This window comes from Gluconobacter sp. GP1, assembly GCF_032913585.1.
Classification (GTDB): domain Bacteria; phylum Pseudomonadota; class Alphaproteobacteria; order Acetobacterales; family Acetobacteraceae; genus Gluconobacter; species Gluconobacter cerinus.
Genome location: NZ_JASGXC010000001.1, coordinates 755491 through 775753 on the forward strand (window position 1 = coordinate 755491; position 20263 = coordinate 775753).

Here is a 20263-nt window from a genome sequence, read left to right on the forward strand (position 1 = left end):
CTTTTGGCTTCTCCTGCTGCAAAACGATTTTCGTTCCTGACAGGACCTGATCTCTGTCAGAAGAGACCCTTTCCCATAACGAAAACGTAACATAATCGAGCGCTACCTCAGAAGGCGAATAATTGCCTCACACCGACATCAAAAATAGGACACAAGGCAGATCCCGAACACATGATGTGTCTTTTTCACACGCCTTCACATGTTTTGCAACATTCCAGCGATAGATCATGCCCAGTTCTTTGATATCAGAAATATATGTTTTATTTCAGTAATCTATAAGAGTTTTTGCCTGGAAAATATGCACCTTTCCAGTGGCCACATCTCTACCGCTCGGGCTATTATTTTCCGCCCAAGGGCAGTGGATACTCCAGTGTGCTTTTGAGGCAACATACCCCACCCTAATTACGAAAACTGTGCTTACCAACGGATCTTGCAGGCAGTTTACTCTCTTTTCTTGAAAGATCTTCGGAACGTTCTTAGTCTGCATCTTTTCGGTGCGAAAACTACGATGCTTCACAGTCGCCTTCTCATCTATCTGGATACGGTCGCCCGCTGCGGATCCATCCGAAAGGCAGGCGAGCATCTGAATGTGGCCTCAACGGCTATCAACCGACAGATCCTGACACTGGAAGATAACCTGGGGACCCCAATCTTTCAGCGTCTTCCACGCAAGCTGGTCCTGACAGCCGCAGGAGAGATTTTGCTCGCTCACGTCCGTGATACGCTCAAAAACATGAATCTCACGCGGCAGGTTCTTGAGGACTTGAAAGGCCTCAAACGCGGCGAATTCTCGATCGCCACAATGGTAGGTCCGATTTCGACCTTTCTACCACTCGCTCTGGCTGACTTTCATAATACGCACCAGAATGTTCGTATTCATGTCAGCACCTACGGCACACATGATCTGGTCGAGACAGTCAAAAATGGACAGGCCGATATCGGTATTGGGTTCGATATTCCAATGGACAACAGCCTCGTTGTTCAGACTGCGCGTACCGTTCCTCTGGGCGTCGTGATGAGCGTGCATCATCCCCTCGCCCATCAGGAATCCATTACTCTTGAAGAATGCAACGCATGGCCCCTGACGGTAGCAGACGACAGCATGGCCATCCGCCCCCACCTTGAAGATCTCTATGCCGCCCGCGACTTGAGCCTGACGCCAGCCATCGAGACCAACTCCATTGAACTGATGCGTCAGATGGCTCTATCCCCAGGAAATATCACCTTCCTGACACCATTGGACATCATTCAGGAAAGAGCAGAGGGCAAGCTCAAGTTCCTGTCTCTTAACGAGCAAGGTACTCAGCCCCAGACCCTCTCGATCGTGGCGAGATCTAAGATATCCAATCCATTCACTGCGCTCTTCATTGAGAGAGTGGAGTATTTTCTCCAGGATTACACGAGTACCTACCCGGTTTGATCCGGCTGATAAACGCTATCAGGAGAGCGCTTCAGTCTGGAAAAGAAACACCTTCAACCCGCCATGGGGAATGGGCGCGCCTGTCGGCAGGAATGGAAGACCTGTTGCGTGGGCCAATGAGACTTCCGTTGTCAGAATACCCACACGCCACCCCTTGAACTGCTCGAAAAGCCTGTTTCCCAGGGCACGATAGAGTGCAGATAACTTCGTCTTGTCGCCGATGCGTGTGCCGTAGGGCGGGTTCAGAATAACCAGTCCGGGAGAACTCCCTTCTGGCGGCATGATTTCGCTGATCGTGGCCTGACGAAACTCTGTGCATGCCGTGACACCCGCTCGCAACGCGTTGGCTTCGCTCATAGTAATGGCGCCCGCGTCTCGATCACTCCCGTAAAAGCGAAACTCAGGCGTACGCTCACTTTTAACAGAGCGCATTGTCTGCCAAGCGTCTTCATCGTAGGTGGCCAACTGCTCAAAGGCGAAATGCCGTGATCGTCCCGGATTGAGGCGGGAGGCGATCTCTGCTGCTTCAATCACGAAAGTCCCGGAACCACACATAGGGTCCAGCACAGTTTCCTGACCATTATACCCGCACTTCCGTAGGAACAGCGAAGCCATGGTTTCTCTCATCGGAGCACGATTAACGGCTTCCTTATGCCCTCGCCTGTGCAGGAGATCGCCAGATGTATCGACACTGATGGTGCAGAAATTTTGGTCAATCCGAACGCGCAGGACGACATCTGCATTATCTTCCGCAGATGCGCCTAGCAGTTCCGTGACAATCTTGGAGATCCGCTCAGCCGCCGCGCCGCTATGATAGATCCGCGAGGACGAACACGAGACCTCCACTTTGAACGGCACGTCAGGGCGAAGAAACTCTGCCCACTTCACTTCTCGGGCGCGTTTTTCTAGCTGAGACAGGTATTCTGCCTTGAACTGCGCCACGCGCGCCAGAACCCGACTTGCACCCCGGATCCAGAGGTTGGCACGCCAGACTTCAGGCCACCCACCTCGCAGTGTCACACCACCAGGTACGACTTTTGGCTGGCGAAAGCCCTTCATCCGGACTTCGGAGCAAAGGGTCTCTTCCAGTCCCGGAGGAGCAGCAAGAAAGATCTCAAAGTGCCTGTTATTCGTCATGCGCTCTGAATGGCAGGAAGAGAAGGAAACAGCAATCGTCCGTTCTGAGTTTCCGCTGAGCTAAAACTGGGCCGGTGGATCACAACCGCCGACCATAAAATTTTTGTGCTCACGCAAACAAGCGCCTCCCTGCAACGTAAGCTGGAGATACGCGGAAGCCCCCTGATGATCCTTTAACCAGCGGCCTTTCCTCTCACAAACTCTGTGCAACGCGATCATCCCATCAGGAGGACCGATCATGAATCCTTCAGAACGTCGTAAGTTCGGGCGGAAAGACTTTAGCGTTACAGCCTTCGCTTTCGGAACGGCCCCACTTGGAAATTTTCTACAGGAAGTCGGCGAGCAGGAGGCAGATGACATGATCCAGCAGGCCTGGAACGCTGGCATTCGCCTGTATGACACGTCCCCCATGTATGGTCATGGACTGGCAGAGCTTCGGCTGGGGCATTCCCTCCGGTGGAAAAACAGAGATGACTTCGTCATCACAACAAAAGTCGGCCGAACATTACATTCTGCCCGCAGGGCTGAGATTGACTTTGCACCGTGGGTCAATGCGGCCCCTAACAAAATGACCTTTGACTACAGCTACGATGGAACGATGCGAGCTTTTGAGGACTCTCTTCAAAGGCTCGCTCTTGAGCACATCGACGTTGCTTTCATTCATGATATCGACCGCTTTACGCATGGCCCCAACCAACCTGAAGTTTTTCGGCAGGCGATGGACGGAAGCTGGCGTGCGCTGGAAAGGCTTCGATCAGAAGGCGTCGTCAAAGCCATTGGCGTCGGCGTCAACGAATGGGAAGTCTGCCATACCGCGCTTCAGCAACGAGATTTTGACTGCTTTCTTCTGGCAGGCCGATACACGTTGCTGGAACAGGACGCCCTGAACGAATTCTTACCCCTCTGCGAACAGCGAGGCGCTACGCTTATTGTGGGAGGCGGATTCAATTCAGGCATTTTGGCGACAGGGGCAGTTCCTGGCGCGAAGTATAATTACTCCCCTGCTCCCGCGAGTATCCTTGAACGCGTCAAAAAAATTGAAGCGGTCTGCGCAGACTATAATGTGCCCCTCCCGGCGGCTGCGCTGCAATTTGTGGTGGCACATCCCACAATTTCTTCTTTTTGCGCAGGGACACGAAATGTGAGCCAACTCCAGCAGAATCTAAAATGGTTTACGCATCCCATCCCTGAAGGCTTCTGGGCTAAACTCAAGTCAACCGGCCTGCTTGCAGAACGCGCTCCCGTTCCAGCCATGGCTTGACTTTGCCATCCGTAAGCTCGGGATTTTTCTGAGGGCTATTCCTGCTTTGAGGCATAATCCCGAGCTTCAAAACATCATCTTTTTGCGAGGCGAACCCTTATTCGTCGAAAATGATGCCCCACACTCTGGACACCATTAATGATACATGTAACATTAATAACGTTATATGTTGTTGTGTGAACGTTATTCCTACAACAAGAAGCACATGCCAGTTCCATTGAACGTAACATCCCAGAATGTTCGGTCTCTGATCTGATGGTGCGTCTTTCAGGATGACCCAGCCCAACGGCCTGTTTTCTGCGCGTTTGTCAGCTTTAGGTGTGCTGTATGGATCTGGTTCTCGGAATTGATGTTGGGACTGGCAGTGCGCGCGCTGGCATTTTCACCCTGACAGGGCAGAAAATGGCCTCTGCCGTTCAGCCAACCAAGACGTGGTCACCAGCACCAGATTTTGCTCAGCAGTCCTCAGAAAACATCTGGGCAGCCATCTGCACAGCCACACGCACCGCCCTCGCCACCCTGACTGAGCCTTTCCGCATCATTGGGATCGGCTTTGATGCAACCTGTTCTCTCGTCGTGCTCGATACAGAGGGCAAACCGCTATCAGTGGATCCGCAAGGCGCGGCAGAGCAGAACATTATTCTCTGGGCCGATCACCGGGCATTGAGAGAAACTGCTGAAATTAACAACGGAGGATATGAAGTCCTGCGTTATGTTGGCGGAAAAATCTCGCCAGAAATGGAAACACCCAAGCTTCTTTGGTTGAAGCGTAATCTGCCCGAGATTTTTGCCCGGGCTGGCCATTTCTTTGACCTCCCCGATTTCCTGACTTGGAGGGCAACCGGTTCCCTGTCACGTTCAGCCTGTTCCACAGCCTGCAAATGGACCTATCTGGCTCATGAAGACAGATGGGACGATACTTATTTCAAGGCTATCGGCCTGGAAGAACTAACGGATGAACACTACGCCCGTATTGGCAATGACATTCGTCCGCTCGGCGGGATCGTCGGAAATGGCTTGAGCCCAGAAGCCGCCACTGAACTGGGTCTTGAGTCTGGCATTCCCGTGGGTGTTTCAGCCATTGATGCTCATGCTGGCGGCCTTGGTATTCTGGGGATTGAAGCTCACGGCGAACTCTCTGACGATGTTCTTGAGCGCTCAATATCTTTAATCTGTGGCACATCCAGCTGCCATATGGCGGTGTCACAGGAGGCCCGTTTCGTGCCAGGCGTGTGGGGCCCCTATTGGAGCGCCATGGTCCCGGATATGTGGCTGAATGAAGCAGGTCAGTCAGCAACCGGTGCGCTGATTGATTTTGTCATTTCTCATCATGCCGCGGGGCCTGAGCTCAAGCAGCAGGCTGAGCAATCCGGCAGTAATGTATACGCCCTCCTCAATGCCCGAATTGAAGAGCTGGAAGCTGGTAAACTGCCAGGAGGCAGCACAGCCAATCTTCACCTGTTGCCAGATTTTCATGGAAATCGTTCTCCCCACGCAGACCCGGATCTGAAGGGCGTTATCAGCGGACTCTCCCTGTCAGCCACGCCTGATGATCTCGCCAAGCTTTATCTGGCAACCCTTCAAGGCCTTGCTTATGGCACGAAGGACATCATCGATGCCCTCAATGCCCAAGGATACCGGATCGACACCATTCTCGCCACGGGAGGGAGCACCAAGAACCCCATCTTTCTGCGTGAACATGCAAATGCCACTGGCTGTCGTATCCTTCTGCCCAAAGAGCCTGATTCCGTTCTTCTTGGGGCAGCAATTCTGGGGGCTGTCGCCAGCGGGCAATATGCCACTTTGCGCGCAGCTATGGCTCAGATGAGCCACGCCGGTAGCGAAATTCTACCAGATGCAAAGACCCATACCTATCACACAGCCAAGCGGTCGATCTGCCACGATATGCTCGCCAGCCAGCTCGCATGGCGTCAGCAAATGCAGGACGCTTTGGAAAAAACGTCCGCTTACTGATCTGCCTCCCGAAAACCCAAGCTGTCGTCCGTAATCCCGTTCACAGCTCTTTTTTCAAAGGTCTGAGTTCCATGCCCCGTCTGAAAACAGCCTGCACCCTTGCAGTTCTCTTGAGCGGTTCAGTTCTTTCTACTGCGCAAGCCGCAGGCACCCTGACAATCGCAACCGTAAACAACGGGGACATGATCGTCATGCGTCAGCTCTCGCAGGAGTTTGAAAAAGCGCATCCCGATATTCATCTCAACTGGGTGACTCTCGAAGAGAACGTTCTGCGCCAGCGCGTCACAACCGACATTGCCATGAAAACCGGTCAGTTCGACGTTGTGACGATCGGGAATTACGAAGTGCCCATCTGGACGAAACAGGGCTGGCTCACAGAAATCAAGCCGGACGCCGCATATGACATCAACGATGTTCTTCCATCGGTTCGGGAAGCCCTGACATCAGACGGCAAGCTCTACGCGCTGCCCTTCTATGCCGAGAGCGTCATGACCTACTACCGCAAGGATCTGTTCCAAAAAGCCGGTCTGACGATGCCAGACGCCCCCACCTACGATCAGATCCGGCAGTTCGCCGACAAGATCACAGACAAGTCAGGACAGGTCTATGGCATCTGTCTTCGTGGCAAGCCTGGCTGGGGTGAGAACATGGCCTATGTCTCGTCACTGGCGAACACATACGGCGCCCAGTGGTTCGACATGTCCTGGAAGCCAATGCTGACGTCAGACGCATGGAAAAAAGCCCTGACGTGGTACGTCTCGGCGCTGAAGGAAGACGGCCCACCGGGCGTAACGTCCAATGGATTCAATGAAAATCTGGCACTTTTCGCGAGCGGACATTGCGGCATCTGGATTGACTCCACCGTTGCTGGTGGCCTCCTGTTCGATCCGAAACAGTCTCAGGTAGCCGACAAAGTCAGCTTCGCGTCGGCTCCCAAAGGCCCCTACGGCAAGGGGCCAACATGGCTGTGGAGCTGGAGCCTTGCCGTTCCCGTCAGTTCCCATCAGGGCACGGACGCCCAGACGTTCATCACATGGGCAACATCAAAGGAATACGTGAAGCTGGTTGCGGACCGAAAGGGATGGGTTGCCGTTCCCGCTGGAACCCGTGCCTCAACATATGCTGCACCCGAGTACCAGAAAGCAGCCCCGTTTGCGTCGTTCGTTCTGAACGCGATCAAGACTGCCGACCCGAGTGGACAAACAGCAGAACCACGCCCGTATACCGGAGCACAGTTTGTCGGAATTCCTGAATTCCAGGCGGTTGGCACACAAGTCGGACAGACGGTCGCCGCGACCCTTTCCGGGCAGATGACCGTGGATCAGGCACTGACTGCCGCACAATCTTCTGTCACCCGTTCGCTGCGCCAGTCCGGCCGCGCCAAGTAAGGCAGAGTGCCATGCAGGCAGTTCTAGAACACAGCCCCCCAAAAGGGGCATCAGAACGCAAGGGCAAGCGAACGGGGCTTCTGCTCCTCTCGCCTGCCGTTCTGATCCTTCTCGTCTGGTCTCTCGTCCCATTGGCAATGACGCTGTGGTACTCGCTGATCAACTACAATCTGATTGACCCGACACTTCACGGCTTCGCTGGCTTCAGCAACTACTGGTACCTTCTGACTGATCCGGATTTTCTGTACTCCCTGTTGCATACAGTCATTCTGGTCGTTGGCGTCCTGATCATCAGCGTAGGTGGTGGTACGCTTCTGGCCATCCTTTACGATCAGGAGTTTTTCGGGCGCGGCATTGCACGTGTTCTGGTCATTTCTCCGTTCTTCGTCATGCCGACAGTGTCTGCCCTGCTGTGGAAGAACCTGATGCTGCACCCGATCTATGGCGTTTATTCCGCCATGATGCGGGCTGTCGGTTTAACGCCAATTGATTGGCTTGCCCGGTTTCCACTCCTGACAGTCATGATGATCGTCAGCTGGGAATGGTTGCCATTTGCCGTCCTCATTCTCCTTACAGCCGTCCAGTCACTGGATAGCGAGCAGAAAGAGGCCGCACGGATGGATGGTGCCGGTCCGATCGCGCAGTTCCGTCATATCATTCTCCCTCACCTGAGCCGCGCTATCAGCGTCGTCGTGATGATCGAGACGATTTATCTGCTGACAATCTTTGCGGAGATCTCCGTCACGACGGCAGGCGGCCCTGGAGTGGCATCCACCAACCTGGCGTATCTCATCTACTCCCGCGCATTGCTTCAGTTTGATGTCGGCGGTGCCTCTGCCGGTGGTGTCCTGGCCATCATTATTGCGAATGTCGCTGCGATGTTCCTCGTGCGCTCCGTCGCACGTAACCTGGAGGTGTGAGATGGCGATCAAGACAAAACGCAGTACAAAAATCGCCGTCACCTGTCTGAGCTGGGGTATTGCGCTATGGCTCTTCTTTCCCATTTTCTGGATGATTTTGACGGGCTTCAAGAGCGAAGTTCAGGCGGTCTCAACACCACCAAAACTGATCTTCGCGCCGACCCTTAGCAGCTACGCAGAAGTGTTCGAGCGCGCAAGTTACTGGCACTTCACCCTTAACACCGTCATCATCTCGGTTGGCGCTACTGTGGGCGCGCTCCTGCTTGCCATTCCGGCTGCATACTCGATGGCCTTTATGCCCTCAAAGCGCACACGCGGGACGTTGCTGTGGATGTTGTCGACACGCATGCTGCCTCCTGTAGGGGTGCTCGTACCCATCTATCTTCTGGCCCGCAGCACCCACCTTCTGGATACCTGCACAGGACTGGCCATCGTCAACATGCTGACGAACCTGCCCATCATCGTCTGGATGCTGTTCACATTCTTCCGGGAAGTTCCTGCCCCAATTCTTGAGGCTGGTCGCATGGACGGGGCAACACGCTGGCAGGAAATGACAATGGTCCTGCTTCCGCTTGCCCTGCCGGGGATCGCCTCCACAGCCCTGTTGTCGCTGATCCTGTGTTGGAATGAGGCTTTCTGGTCTCTCAATCTCACCTCCTCCAATGCCGCTCCACTCACGGCATTTATTGCTTCCTTCTCCTCACCGGAAGGTCTGTTTTTCGGCAAGCTATCCGCCGCGTCCACACTCGCAGTCGCTCCGATCCTTGTTCTGGGCTGGATCAGCCAGAAACAACTCGTACGTGGCCTCACCTTTGGAGCCGTCAAATGATGGCTACCCTCGCATTCTCCGTCCCCCAAACGCTCAGGAACGGGACCTGATTCATGGCAACGCTTGAACTCAAAAACCTCCGTAAAACCTATCTTACGGAAGAAATTATCAAAGGCATTTCGCTGTCGATCGAGGACCGCGAATTCGTAGTTTTTGTCGGCCCGTCCGGCTGCGGAAAATCAACGCTGCTTCGTATGATTGCAGGCCTTGAAGACATCACTTCCGGAGACCTTCTGATTGACGGTCAGCGCGTCAACGACGTGGAACCGGGAAAACGCGGCCTTGCCATGGTGTTCCAGTCCTACGCGCTCTACCCGCACATGGACGTCTACAAGAACATGGAATTTGGCCTCAAACTCGCTGGGGTGCCGGAGAAAGAACGGAGCGAAAAGATCAAGCATGTTGCCGCCACGCTTCAGCTTGAACCCTACTTGCATCACAAGCCAGGTCAGCTCTCAGGCGGTCAGCGGCAGCGCGTTGCTATCGGCCGCGCCATCGTACGTAACCCGAAGGTCTTCCTGTTTGATGAACCTCTCTCAAACCTGGATGCAGCCCTGCGAGGCCAGATGCGAGTGGAGCTTTCGGCCCTTCATCGCAAGCTGAACGCGACCACCATCTATGTGACCCATGACCAGGTGGAAGCCATGACAATGGCGGACAAGATCGTGGTTCTCCAGAAGGGTGTTGTGGAACAGATTGGCTCACCGCTGGAGCTTTATCACCACCCGCGCAACCTGTTTGTCGCCAAGTTCATCGGTTCACCTCCCATGAATTTCTTCTCCGCAATCTTCCAGAACGGCGGCCACGACGGATCGAGTGTTCAGCTCCGGGACGGTACTCTTCTTCATGTCCCGGTCTCGCCACCGGATATTCTGCCCGGAACCAAGATTACAGTCGGCATTCGCCCAGAACACGTGGAGCTGGCTCCCGCGAGTGATGATAGCGGGGTTGTGGAAGTTATCGAGCGCCTCGGTGCCATCACGCTGGTTCATGTCCGCTGTGCCGACGGGCAGATCATCGTTGTTCAGACAGACGGCTTTACAACCCTGGAAGTAGATACGCCGGTCAGCCTGAAGCTTCCTCCGCAGCATTGCCACCTTTTCGCCCCTGATGGCCTGGCGTTCGAGGCCTGCCGCCGTCATCCCCTTGCCGCCTGATTTTTCTTCCCAGGAATATACATCATGTACATGGAAAAACTTCGCCTTGACGGTCGCGTTGCAGTGGTTACGGGCGGTGCACAGAATATTGGCCTCGCCTGCGTCACGGCTCTGGCAGAAGCAGGCGCACGCGTCATCATCGCAGATCTGGATGAAACTCTTGCTGCACAATCCGCGGAAGACCTTCGCAAGCAGGACCTGAATGTGGATAGCATCCGGATGGATGTCACCAGCACTGAGAGCGTTCAGTCCGCAATCAAAACCCTTCACGAGAAAGAGGGGCACCTGGATATTCTGGTTGCCTGTGCCGGTATCTGTATTTCCGAGGTCAAAGCCGAAGATATGACGGACGGGCAGTGGCTCAAACAGGTGGATATCAACCTGAACGGCATGTTCCGGTGCTGCCAGGCTGTTGGCCGGATCATGATCGAGCAGAAAAAGGGCGCCATCGTTGCGATTGGCTCCATGTCCGGACAAATCGTCAATCGCCCCCAACAGCAGGCGGCCTACAACGCGTCAAAAGCGGGCGTACACCAGTATATTCGTTCGCTGGCCGCAGAATGGGCCCCTCATGGCATCCGCGCGAATGCTGTCGCCCCGACCTACATCGAGACAACCCTGACGCGTTTCGGCATGGAAAAGCCAGAGCTCTATGACGCCTGGATCGCCGGAACCCCAATGGGCCGAGTTGGCCAGCCGGATGAAGTGGCATCCGTCGTTCAGTTCCTGGCTTCCGACGCCGCCAGTCTCATGACCGGTGCTATCGTTAACGTCGATGCCGGTTTCACTGTCTGGTAAATATCAATTCCGCAATCGGGCCTCTCGGTGAAAGGCCCGATTGTTTCTCAGGAACGCCGGGCCATAAGAGGGTCTGTCTTTCCCGGCCGCCCCGTTTCGATCCGACCGGCAAAATGGACGTGTCCTTCCGTTTTCCCGCTTCGGCTGGTCACGGTCAGATCATACCAAAAGTCACTTCCGACCAACGGATAAAAGCGTGACGTCTCCTGCCCTGGAGGCAGTACGGTCGTCCATTCTCCTGCAGGGCCGTAAGCATCTTCAATGGTCAATTCCGCCGTCACTGACTGGACGTTTTTGAGCACAAGCCTCACACCATCATGCTCTTCCAGAAGCTGAACCTGCAATCCGGAAAACCCGTTGCCCGCCCGATAAAACCCGGCTGGACCATGCAGGGTGAAGTCATGCTCAATCTGTAACGGGATATTTTGCGTGTGCCCTGCCCCAACAGTGTATTGGCGTGATGCTCCCTGGCCGGAAAGCCGGAACACTGCCCCACGCGTCCCGCTGTTGGTGACTATCAGATTTTGCAATTCTCCCGTGACTTGAACATCAGCTGATAATTTATATGGCAATGCACAAGTTGCTCGCTGCCCTTCCTCCTGTCGAGGCAACGTTTGATATTGTGGAACCAACGGAAGCGGAAGCGGAAGCATGCAGGACTTTCGCGTCTGAGGCATATAGTCGTCTGTATTGGGCAGGTTGGCTTGCCATGATGTGTCAGTCTCGGAAAAATCAAAAGCCGATGTCAGATCGCCACACACAGACCGGCGCCAAGGCGTAATGTTCGGAGCACGAACCCCAAACCTGGCTTCAAGGAACATCAGGACGGATGTGTGATCAAACAGCTCCGAATTGACACGTCCTCCCTTACTCCACGGTGAGATCAGAATTGCTGGAACCCGAGGACCTAGCCCCACACCAACGCCGTGATAGGTCTCTCCGCTCACTGAAACGGTGCTGCTGCCCTCATCCGGATGCAAAGCCGGAACAGGCGCCGGAACATGGTCAAAAAACCCATCATTTTCATCATAATTCAAGATAAAAACGGTTTTTGACCAGACGTCCGGGTGTCGAACGAACACGTCCATCAGTCTTGAAATCAGGTGTTCGCCATATCCGGGTGGAGCATTGGGATGTTCAGAAAGAGCGGCGGACGGCACAATCCAGGAGACCTGAGGAAGCGTCCCCGACGCAATATCTTTCTCAAACGCCTCTACAAGGAACTGCCCTTCAGATGTCGCAGCATTTCTGGCGGTTGAGCCTTCAACAATCGCCCGACCTCGCTGATACTGCCATGAGGTCTCTGACAGCCCGCGAAATGCGCTAAATCCAGCGAGGGCATTATCACCGAAATTATCGTACTCTTGATATACTTTCCACGAGACGCTCGCCTTCTGCAGTTCTTCTGCATAAGTCGTCCATTGGAAGGCCTGAAACTTCGGATTGTCATGCCGCATATCAGCCGACGTGTTGCCATCATCGACATTTTCAACGGCCTGCCTGCCATCATGCCCGACACTCAGACCATTGGTACCTGAGAACAAAAACAGGCGGTTTGGGTTGGTAGGACCGAAAATCGAACAGTGATAGGCATCGCAGATCGTAAAGGCGTCTGCCAGGGCATAGTAGTAAGGGATGTCACGGCGGGTGAAATGCCCCATCGTCATGGCGGTTTTGTGAGGGACCCAGCAGTCCCACTCATTCCAGGTTTTCTGACTGCCTTTCCAGCTATGATCCAGACTGGCAATGCAGGCACTAGAGGTGTGAACTGTGTTCATGCGGAAGGGCATAACCATAGCCCCATCCGCAGTTCTCTGTGCGAAAACTGACGTTCCATCCGGTTGATGCGGGGCACGCGGGTCTCCATACCCCCGAACACCCTGCAAGCAGCCGAAATAGTGATCGAAAGAGCGGTTTTCCTGCATCAGGATCACCACATGCTCGACGTCCTGAATTGTGCCAGTTTTCCGGTTGGCCGGAACCGCAAGCGCCTGTCGCAGATTACCCGGCAGTGACCCTGCAGCAGCAAAAGCAACTCCCAGTTCAAGAAATCTGCGTCGGCTGGAAAGCGGTCCGGTCATGATGTCGTCCGATCAGTCGAAATGCTTGCGAATTGTAAAGAAGACCATGCGCGGAGCACCAGCCTGTAGTGTCTGGAAAGTCCCCGAGGGGTCGGAATTGACGAAGCCGTTGCTTCCGACTGTTGCCACATAACGCTTGTTAAACAGATTGGTGACGTTGATCTGAGCATCCATGCCACGCAGGAACCAGTTCTGGCTCTGGAAACGGTAGCCAACGTTCAGGTTGAAGATCGCATTGGCCGGCACAGAGGCATCGTTGGTGTAGGTGTAGTAGCGCTTGTCCTGAAACTGCATCAGAACATTGCCCCAGATCGCGCCATCATCATATCCGAGTTCCACATTGGCTAGATTGGACGGCATCCCGACTGTGTGCTTACCCTTGATGCGCGCAGAGACCACGCCGTCTGCGTAAACATTGTTATCATACAGGGAGTTGTTGAACGCGTAGGATGCAAAGAGCGACCAGTTGCGGGCAAACTTCCAATTTGCAGCAACGTCCACGCCGCGCGCCGTTACACCGCCAACATTGCTCAGAACCGACGCATTGCCCTGAATGCCAACACCCTGCGTCACAGCCAGAAGGCGGTTCTGGAACTCGACATAGTAGCCGGTGACAGAAGCCTGGAACGTGCGGTTATGGAAGCGATATCCCAGCTCTTCAGTATTGGACATTTCCGGCTTCAGCTTCTTTTGAAGCACTTCGAAGCCAGCCGTCGTTGTAGAGAACGGACCTGATGTCTGTGCGCTATCGAAAGCTGCCATGTTGCGAGCAAAATCAGCAAAGATTTCGTTATGCTGGTTAATGCGGTAGTTCGCACCAATCTGCGGCAGAAAGCCATTCGAGGCACTCAGCGAACCCGACGGATAGGTCGTGCCGGTTGGCGTACCCATCAGGTTGCCACTCAGGGCGCGAGCAGAGTTGTCCACGATCAGCGACTTGAACCCGTAAGTCAGCTTCAGCGCTGGCATGATCTGCCAGGTATCCCCCAGGTGGACCTGATAAGTCTTGGTATTAAATGTGCTCTGCCACTGGGTGTAGAAGGAATTACCCTGATACCAGTGGATGGATGACGGAGATCCGCTGTCCTGAAGCGGGTAGAAACGCCGTGCCTGCTCGAAATTATTGTTCTCGAACCAAAAGCCCCAGTCGATCGTATGGTTAGCGATCTTGTAGCTCAGACCACCGATAAAGCCTGCACGATGAATGTCATATTCCGTAGTCCGGGTCGTAAGCGGAGAGCCACCAAGAGCCGCGGGGGTGGCGAGATAAGGCGTGACCCATGCGCCCTCACCCGTGTTGGTGTGGCCATATCCGGTCACAAAGCCTTTAAGACGGCTCGTAATGTCAAAATCCAGACGGCCATATCCCATGGCATCTTCACGCAGGCCCGCCGCATTGTAGTAAACCGTGTCCTGATCCTGAACGCTTGAGGGGAAAGCTGTGCCTGTCTGGTAAGCCGTAGCAATTTGCTTGGCGAGGGCATAATTCCCCGTAATATTGTCGAGATTATATCCGTACTTGCTAATCTGAGCGAGCGAGAGATCCTGGTAATCGTTTTCCTTACGCTTGGACCAGTCTCCATAAACCGTAAGTTTTACATGCTCGCCAAACGGCTGAATGTACTTGGCATTCGCCTGGTCCTGTACCTGAACACCATCGCCCTTCCACTTGTTGGCATCCTGATGGTTATAGGACACGTAGAAGCGGCCGCCGCCCTTCAGTTCTCCGCTGTTAATGCGGGCAAATGTGCGCCAGGTCGAAGCAGAGCCAATCGTGCCCGCAACATCGACACCAAATTTCTTTGTGGGATCGACAGACGTGAACTGAAGAGCACCACCCAGATCGTTGGATGCTGCCACACCAAGAGCACCAGCGCCCTGTGTCAGGGTTGACGGCCCGTTGTTTTCAGTTTCAAGGGCCCGCCCGATCGAAAGGCCGTTATCATTACCATAAGCAAGATTACCGAGCGGAATGCCGTCCATCGTGAAGCCAAGACGGCTCTGGTCAAAACCTCGGATGACAATCTGCTGAGACCATTCGTAAGATCCCAAGGGATCAGACGACGTGAACATGACGCCCGGCAGTTTGGAAAGTGTCTTGAACGGGCTGGTTCCCGGCGTCATCTCCTGAATGGCACGGCGCGACACGGTCTGTGTTTCGCGAGCGGCACCAGCTCCGAGGACGACAACAGATTCCGACGTTGTTGCTTCTACAGGCTGTGCAACCGTCTTTTTTGCTGATGCTTTCTTAACCTGCACACCCGACGGAGCGGCCTTGCGGGCAGATTGTGACGGGCTCAGATCATCTGCAAAGGCAGACTGTACACCGGAGAAGACGAAAACGCCGCTCAGGCAAGTCGTCAGTGCAAGCATCAGCTTCATCAATGTATTCCTACAAAGGGCACGGCACTGCCCGTGAATTCGCGGGAACGTTATGCAGACGGTTCATTTGTGTCTTGTGATCGTTTCAAGACATTGCCACACCACTTTAACAATTTGCAGTTCACCTACAAAAAAGGACCTGCCTCACGGCAGATCCTTCCTGAATACTGTCTTATTGTGAAATTGACGATCAGGCGAGAATATAGAAAAGGATCGCCGAGACAGTGATTGTCACGGGCAGTGTAAACAGCCAAGCCAGAGCAATCTTGGTCAACATGTGCATGTTGATCCCGGAGCCTGAGGCAACCATGGTTCCAGCCACACCTGATGTAATGATGTGCGTGGTGGAGACGGGAAGGCCCGTGTAGCCAGCCGTCATGATCAGACCTGCGCCAACAACTTCGGAAGCAGCGCCCTGTGCAGGCGTAAGATGTGCCTTGCCAATGCCCTCACCCAGTGTCTGAACAATCCGGCGATACCCGATCATTGTTCCTACGCCTAGGCAAAGTGCACTCAGCAGTCGAACCCAGAACGGCGCATATTCCACTGTGGGGCGAAGCTTCTTGGCCAGAGATCCGGCCTCTTTCTTCTGCTCGTTGGATGCAGCAGGATTGGACGCTACGGAACGCAGGCCAGACAGAACCTGATAGATGTCCCCGCGTGTTTCAGCGGGGCTGGCATGAATTTCCGCGCCCTTTTCCAGTCGATCAATGGACGCAAGGGCATCAGATTTGAACGAATAACGATCAAATTCAGCAACAAGCGGGCGAGCAGCCTGCACGTCCTGACGAATGATATCGTACTGCACCGGCACCTGAGGGTTCAGGGCAAACGTCGCCGGCATCAGACCGATGATCGTCAACATGATCAGGCCAATGCTCTTCTGCCCATCATTGTTACCATGCGAAAAGCTGACCAGCGTACAGGTGGTGACCAACAGAGCACGAACAACCGGGTTCGGCTTGTGATGCGGCTCAGGGCGCTGATAAAGGGCCGGAAGATGCACGAATTTCCGAATGATCAGGAACAGAATGCCTGCCCCAATAAAGCCGAGCGGCGGAGATACGGCCAGCGTCGTCAGGACCTTCCAGATCTGGTTCCAGTCCACGCTGTGCCCCAGGTCGCGGGCATGCAGGAAGGAATCACCAATGGCGATACCGACCAGGGAGCCAATCACACAGTGAGAGGAAGAGTTCGGAATACCGAACCACCATGTAAGAAGGTTCCAGGCGAGAGCTGTGCCAAACAGGGCGACCAGCATTGGAACTGCCGGATTTCCATTCGGCGGAGACAAAACATCCGGCGGCAGCAACTCTACGAGCGTGTAAGCAACGGCAATACCGCCGAGCAACACACCCAGAAGGTTCATCAGGCCGGACCAGACAACCGCAACCTTCGGTTTGAGGGAATTCGTGTAAATGACTGTCGCAACAGCATTTGCGGTATCATGGAAGCCATTGGCAAATTCAAATACGCAGACCAGCAGGAAGCAGATCCCAAGCGCAATGATTGACCATGTTGACTCTGGGGCGAAGTGCAGCATTCCGGATGCCATCTCCAAATAAAGGTATGTCTAATCTGGTAGCTGTTTCGGTAATTTTACTAAAGATCCAGGGAACTTCTTTCATGAAAGTTTCATCACACCCTGAAACTGATTTATATTTAACCGAACCATAATATTTCCCCGTCCATTCATCCGTTATGGTGCCATTGGCTCTGTCGCCTGCTTCACCCAGAAGGCTTTCCAATGAACCAGCCCACGAAAAAGCAGCCTCACGAACTCTGGCGGGAAACACTCATGACCGCCTGGAACGACCGGATCGGACAGGACAAAAGTTCTGGCCTCCACCTCCTGTTTGCCAGTACAGAACAGGCTGACAAACGCCGTACTTCCCAGTCTCACCAGAGAAGCTAGATTTCTGCCTGCATGACTTTACGTTCAGCTCTCCTCCTCACGACGTTCATTCCGTTCCTGCTTGCTCCGGCTCAAGCCGCGGAAACGCAGGCTCCGGAGCCTGCAACGCCAATTCGCCATCTTGTTGTGATCTATCAGGAGAACGTCTCCTTTGATCATTACTTCGGAACATATCCGTCTGCAGCGAACCCTGCCGGAGAGCCCGCTTTTCATGCGGCGGCAGAAACCCCAAAGGCCAATACGCTCATCGCGGCTGACCTTTTGTTGAAAAACCCCAATACGCGCGCCGAAAACGGCCGGGATGCAGCTCTGCCCTTCCGTCTGGACAGAACACAAGCCAGCACCGCCGATCAGAACCACGCCTATACTGCGGAGCAACAGGCTTATCATCATGGCCTGGCAGATCTGTTCCCTCTTCACACCGGTCGCGGGGCACCGGGTGGCGTCGGAGCATTTTCAACACGCGGCCAGGTGATGGGTTATTTTGACGGTAACACTGTCACAGCCCTATGGAATTACGCTCAGAATTTCGCCATGAGCGACGCCGCCTATACGGACACATACGGTCCTTCCACTCCCGGTGCTCTGGAAGTGGTTTCCGGACAAACCAACGGCATGAAGATCGTCAAAAGCGCTCAAGGACGGTCCACCCTGACAGTCCAGTCTCCGTTCATTCCGGACGGACAAGGGGGCTGGACGATGGTCAACGATATCGACCCTGCTGGAGATGTCTGTTCCGTCCCGACCGAACAGGTCATGATGACCAGCAAAAACATCGGTGACCTGTTGAACGACAAGCACCTGACATGGGGCGGCTTCATGGGGGGCTTCGATCTGACTGCTCGCAACCCTGACGGCACGACAGGCTGCAACCGCCAGACCTACTCCTCGGTCGTAGCCCAAAATGTGGTAGACTATATCCCTCACCACAACTGGTTTCAGTATTACGCCAGCACATCAAATCCGACACATGCGAGACCATCCTCTCTCGCCGTCATTGGCCGTACTTTTCAGCAGGACGGTATTCACCGGGATCCGGCCAACCATCAGTATGACCTGAAAGACTTCTACAAAACTGTCGCTGCAGGAAACCTGCCTGCTGTTTCATTCCTAAAAATGCCAGCCTTTCAGGATGGCCATGCCGGTTACTCGGACCCACTGGACGAGCAACATGGCGTGGTAGAGGCCATCAATCTTATTCAGCACAGCCCTCAATGGCACGATACAGCCATCATCATCGCCTATGATGATTCCGATGGCTGGTACGATCATGCCTATGTCACGCCGTCGCATGGCTCCTACGATAATCCGGCAGATCAGCTCAACGGCCCTGGCCGCTGCGGCACAGCCCCGGCTCCGAGCGGAGTTTCGGGTCAGCCGGTCAATGGCCGTTGTGGCCCTGGAACGAGAACACCGCTAATCGTTCTGTCTCCATGGGCCAAGCCTAACTACGTCAGCCATATCCAGATTACCCAGAGTTCCATCACGCGCTTTATCGAAGATAACTGGCTTCAGAGTCAGCGCCTTGGACAAGGATCATTTGACGCAGATGCTACTGATCTGTCTGATCTGTTCGACTTCAAGCAAATCCCGCACCTCACACCCGTTTTCCTGAACCCTGAGACAGGCGAACCTGTTAAGCAGGCTCCTGCCACACCACTTTGACTGTCTCACTCCGTTCTTTCACAGTCGTATTGGCTGGCGGCCTAATGTCCGCCATGCTGGCCAGTCAAGCCGTCGCTTCGGATCAATGTTTGCCAACCCAGGACGGCAGCAATCCATGTCCGGTCGAATTACATCGGCCGGCTCATGCACCTCTTTCCGAGATGGCGAAGATCGGGCGTGAAATCTTTTACGACCCCTTGCTCTCAGGGTCAGGACGTCTGTCCTGTGCATCCTGTCACAGCCCAGAACATCATTACGGGCCTTCCGGTGCTGCCTCCGTGTTTCTGGGAGGCCCAACACTGGCAAGCCACGGCCGCAGAGCCATTCCGTCCCTGACATATCTGGAGCACGTGCCAAATTTCAGCATAGGCCCGGATAATCCAGAAAGTGAGACGGCACCCGTTCTGGCTTCGGCAGCACCCGATGCTAATCGGTCGCCGAAGAATGCAGCCGCGTCCCCAACGATCAGTATTGTGCCTCAAGGAGGAATGTTCTGGGACGGTCGGGCCGATACGCTCCAGCAGCAGGCGTCAGGCCCCCTTTATGATCCGGCTGAAATGGCCTCCACCCCGGAGATTGCGCTTCATCGGCTTGAAAATGCCAAGTATATCCAACGGCTAAAAGCTCTAGGCGGCCCCACGACTGACGCATCCCCTGACCTGCTGCTGTCTGAAGCCTTGTTTGCTCTTGCGCGCTACCAGATCGAAGATCCGTCTTTTCATGCTTATGACAGCAAGTTCGATGCATGGCTTGAAGGGAAAGCCCGTTTCACACCGGAAGAGAGTGCTGGATATCGGCTCTTCAACGATCCGACAAAAGGCAACTGCGCAGCCTGTCACCTGGATCGTCCGCTTCCCGGTAATCTCCCGCCACTTCTCACGGATCGCCAATACGAAGCACTGGGCGCCCCGCGCAATCAGGCTTTAATGGGGCCGTACGACACGGGGCATTTCGATCTGGGATTGTGTGAAGTCATGCCGGGAGGCATTGAGACGTCATCGGCCTATTGCGGTATGTTCGCGACACCCACCCTCCGCAATGTGGCAGCACGCAAGGTATTCTTCCACAATGGCGTGTTTCATGACCTTCATCAGGTTCTGGATTTCTACGTCTTACGCGACATCCACCCAGAAGGCTTCTACAGCCGTGACACACACGGCCATCTTCAGGTTCCGGACGACATCCCGCCCCAGTATCGCTCCAACCTTGATCGCACGGACGCACCGATGGATCGAAAACCAGATGACCTGCCTGCCCTGACACCTCAGGAGCGCAGTCAAATCATCCAGTTTCTAAAGACACTTACGGACGGATGGTCTCCCACCCGTCCGTAACG

15 protein-coding genes are annotated in these 20263 nt (G+C 54.5%); 11 read left to right on the forward strand and 4 right to left on the reverse strand.

Annotated elements, in window-relative coordinates:
* Positions 1 to 508: 508 nt before the first annotated feature.
* Positions 509 to 1420, forward strand: coding sequence for a LysR family transcriptional regulator (locus R5H23_RS03425; protein ID WP_233126160.1), 912 nt, complete (start codon positions 509 to 511; stop codon positions 1418 to 1420).
* An 18-nt stretch (positions 1421 to 1438) separates the two neighbouring features.
* Here the strand turns inward: R5H23_RS03425 and R5H23_RS03430 are convergent, their stop codons facing one another.
* Complete coding sequence (locus R5H23_RS03430) at positions 1439 to 2557, reverse strand: THUMP domain-containing protein (RefSeq protein WP_317214361.1); 1119 nt, start codon at positions 2555 to 2557, stop codon at positions 1439 to 1441.
* A 238-nt stretch (positions 2558 to 2795) separates the two neighbouring features.
* On the opposite strand from R5H23_RS03430, the gene R5H23_RS03435 reads away from it, so the two are divergent.
* The 7 genes from R5H23_RS03435 (at position 2796) to R5H23_RS03465 (ending at position 10884) form a co-directional block, all read left to right on the forward strand.
* Positions 2796 to 3818, forward strand: a complete 1023-nt coding sequence (locus tag R5H23_RS03435; protein ID WP_317214362.1) for an aldo/keto reductase — start codon at positions 2796 to 2798, stop codon at positions 3816 to 3818.
* A 327-nt stretch (positions 3819 to 4145) separates the two neighbouring features.
* Positions 4146 to 5792, forward strand: a complete 1647-nt coding sequence (locus R5H23_RS03440; protein WP_317214363.1) for an FGGY-family carbohydrate kinase — start codon at positions 4146 to 4148, stop codon at positions 5790 to 5792.
* Between the two features lie 71 nt (positions 5793 to 5863).
* Positions 5864 to 7180 (forward strand): sugar ABC transporter substrate-binding protein, encoded by a 1317-nt coding sequence (locus tag R5H23_RS03445; protein ID WP_317214364.1) that lies wholly within the window; start codon positions 5864 to 5866, stop codon positions 7178 to 7180.
* A gap of 11 nt (positions 7181 to 7191) precedes the next feature.
* A complete protein-coding gene (locus R5H23_RS03450; protein ID WP_046901879.1) occupies positions 7192 to 8100 on the forward strand; it encodes a carbohydrate ABC transporter permease in 909 nt (302 codons plus the stop codon).
* Between the two features lies 1 nt (position 8101).
* Positions 8102 to 8929, forward strand: a complete 828-nt coding sequence (locus R5H23_RS03455; RefSeq protein WP_317214365.1) for a carbohydrate ABC transporter permease — start codon at positions 8102 to 8104, stop codon at positions 8927 to 8929.
* Between the two features lie 53 nt (positions 8930 to 8982).
* Positions 8983 to 10086 (forward strand): sn-glycerol-3-phosphate ABC transporter ATP-binding protein UgpC, encoded by a 1104-nt coding sequence (locus R5H23_RS03460; protein ID WP_317214366.1) that lies wholly within the window; start codon positions 8983 to 8985, stop codon positions 10084 to 10086.
* A gap of 24 nt (positions 10087 to 10110) precedes the next feature.
* On the forward strand, positions 10111 to 10884 hold the full coding sequence (locus R5H23_RS03465; RefSeq protein ID WP_046901882.1) for an SDR family NAD(P)-dependent oxidoreductase: 774 nt from the start codon (positions 10111 to 10113) through the stop codon (positions 10882 to 10884).
* Between the two features lie 47 nt (positions 10885 to 10931).
* On the opposite strand, the gene R5H23_RS03470 is transcribed toward R5H23_RS03465, so the two are convergent.
* The 3 genes from R5H23_RS03470 to R5H23_RS03480 form a co-directional block, all read right to left on the reverse strand.
* Complete coding sequence (locus tag R5H23_RS03470; protein WP_317214367.1) at positions 10932 to 12965, reverse strand: phosphocholine-specific phospholipase C; 2034 nt, start codon at positions 12963 to 12965, stop codon at positions 10932 to 10934.
* Positions 12966 to 12977: 12 nt separating this feature from the next.
* Entirely contained in the window at positions 12978 to 15347 is a 2370-nt protein-coding gene (locus R5H23_RS03475) for a TonB-dependent receptor domain-containing protein (protein ID WP_317214368.1), read from the reverse strand.
* Positions 15348 to 15537: 190 nt separating this feature from the next.
* Complete coding sequence (locus R5H23_RS03480; protein ID WP_064274565.1) at positions 15538 to 16890, reverse strand: inorganic phosphate transporter; 1353 nt, start codon at positions 16888 to 16890, stop codon at positions 15538 to 15540.
* Between the two features lie 204 nt (positions 16891 to 17094).
* Between R5H23_RS03480 and R5H23_RS03485 the strand changes: the two genes are divergently transcribed.
* From R5H23_RS03485 to R5H23_RS03495, 3 genes are all read left to right on the forward strand, one after another.
* Positions 17095 to 17262, forward strand: a complete 168-nt coding sequence (locus tag R5H23_RS03485; RefSeq protein ID WP_157091186.1) for a hypothetical protein — start codon at positions 17095 to 17097, stop codon at positions 17260 to 17262.
* A gap of 12 nt (positions 17263 to 17274) precedes the next feature.
* Positions 17275 to 18927 (forward strand): alkaline phosphatase family protein, encoded by a 1653-nt coding sequence (locus R5H23_RS03490; RefSeq protein ID WP_317214369.1) that lies wholly within the window; start codon positions 17275 to 17277, stop codon positions 18925 to 18927.
* 161 nt (positions 18928 to 19088) lie between these two features.
* Positions 19089 to 20261 (forward strand): cytochrome c peroxidase, encoded by a 1173-nt coding sequence (locus tag R5H23_RS03495; RefSeq protein ID WP_317214601.1) that lies wholly within the window; start codon positions 19089 to 19091, stop codon positions 20259 to 20261.
* Positions 20262 to 20263: the final 2 nt, after the last annotated feature.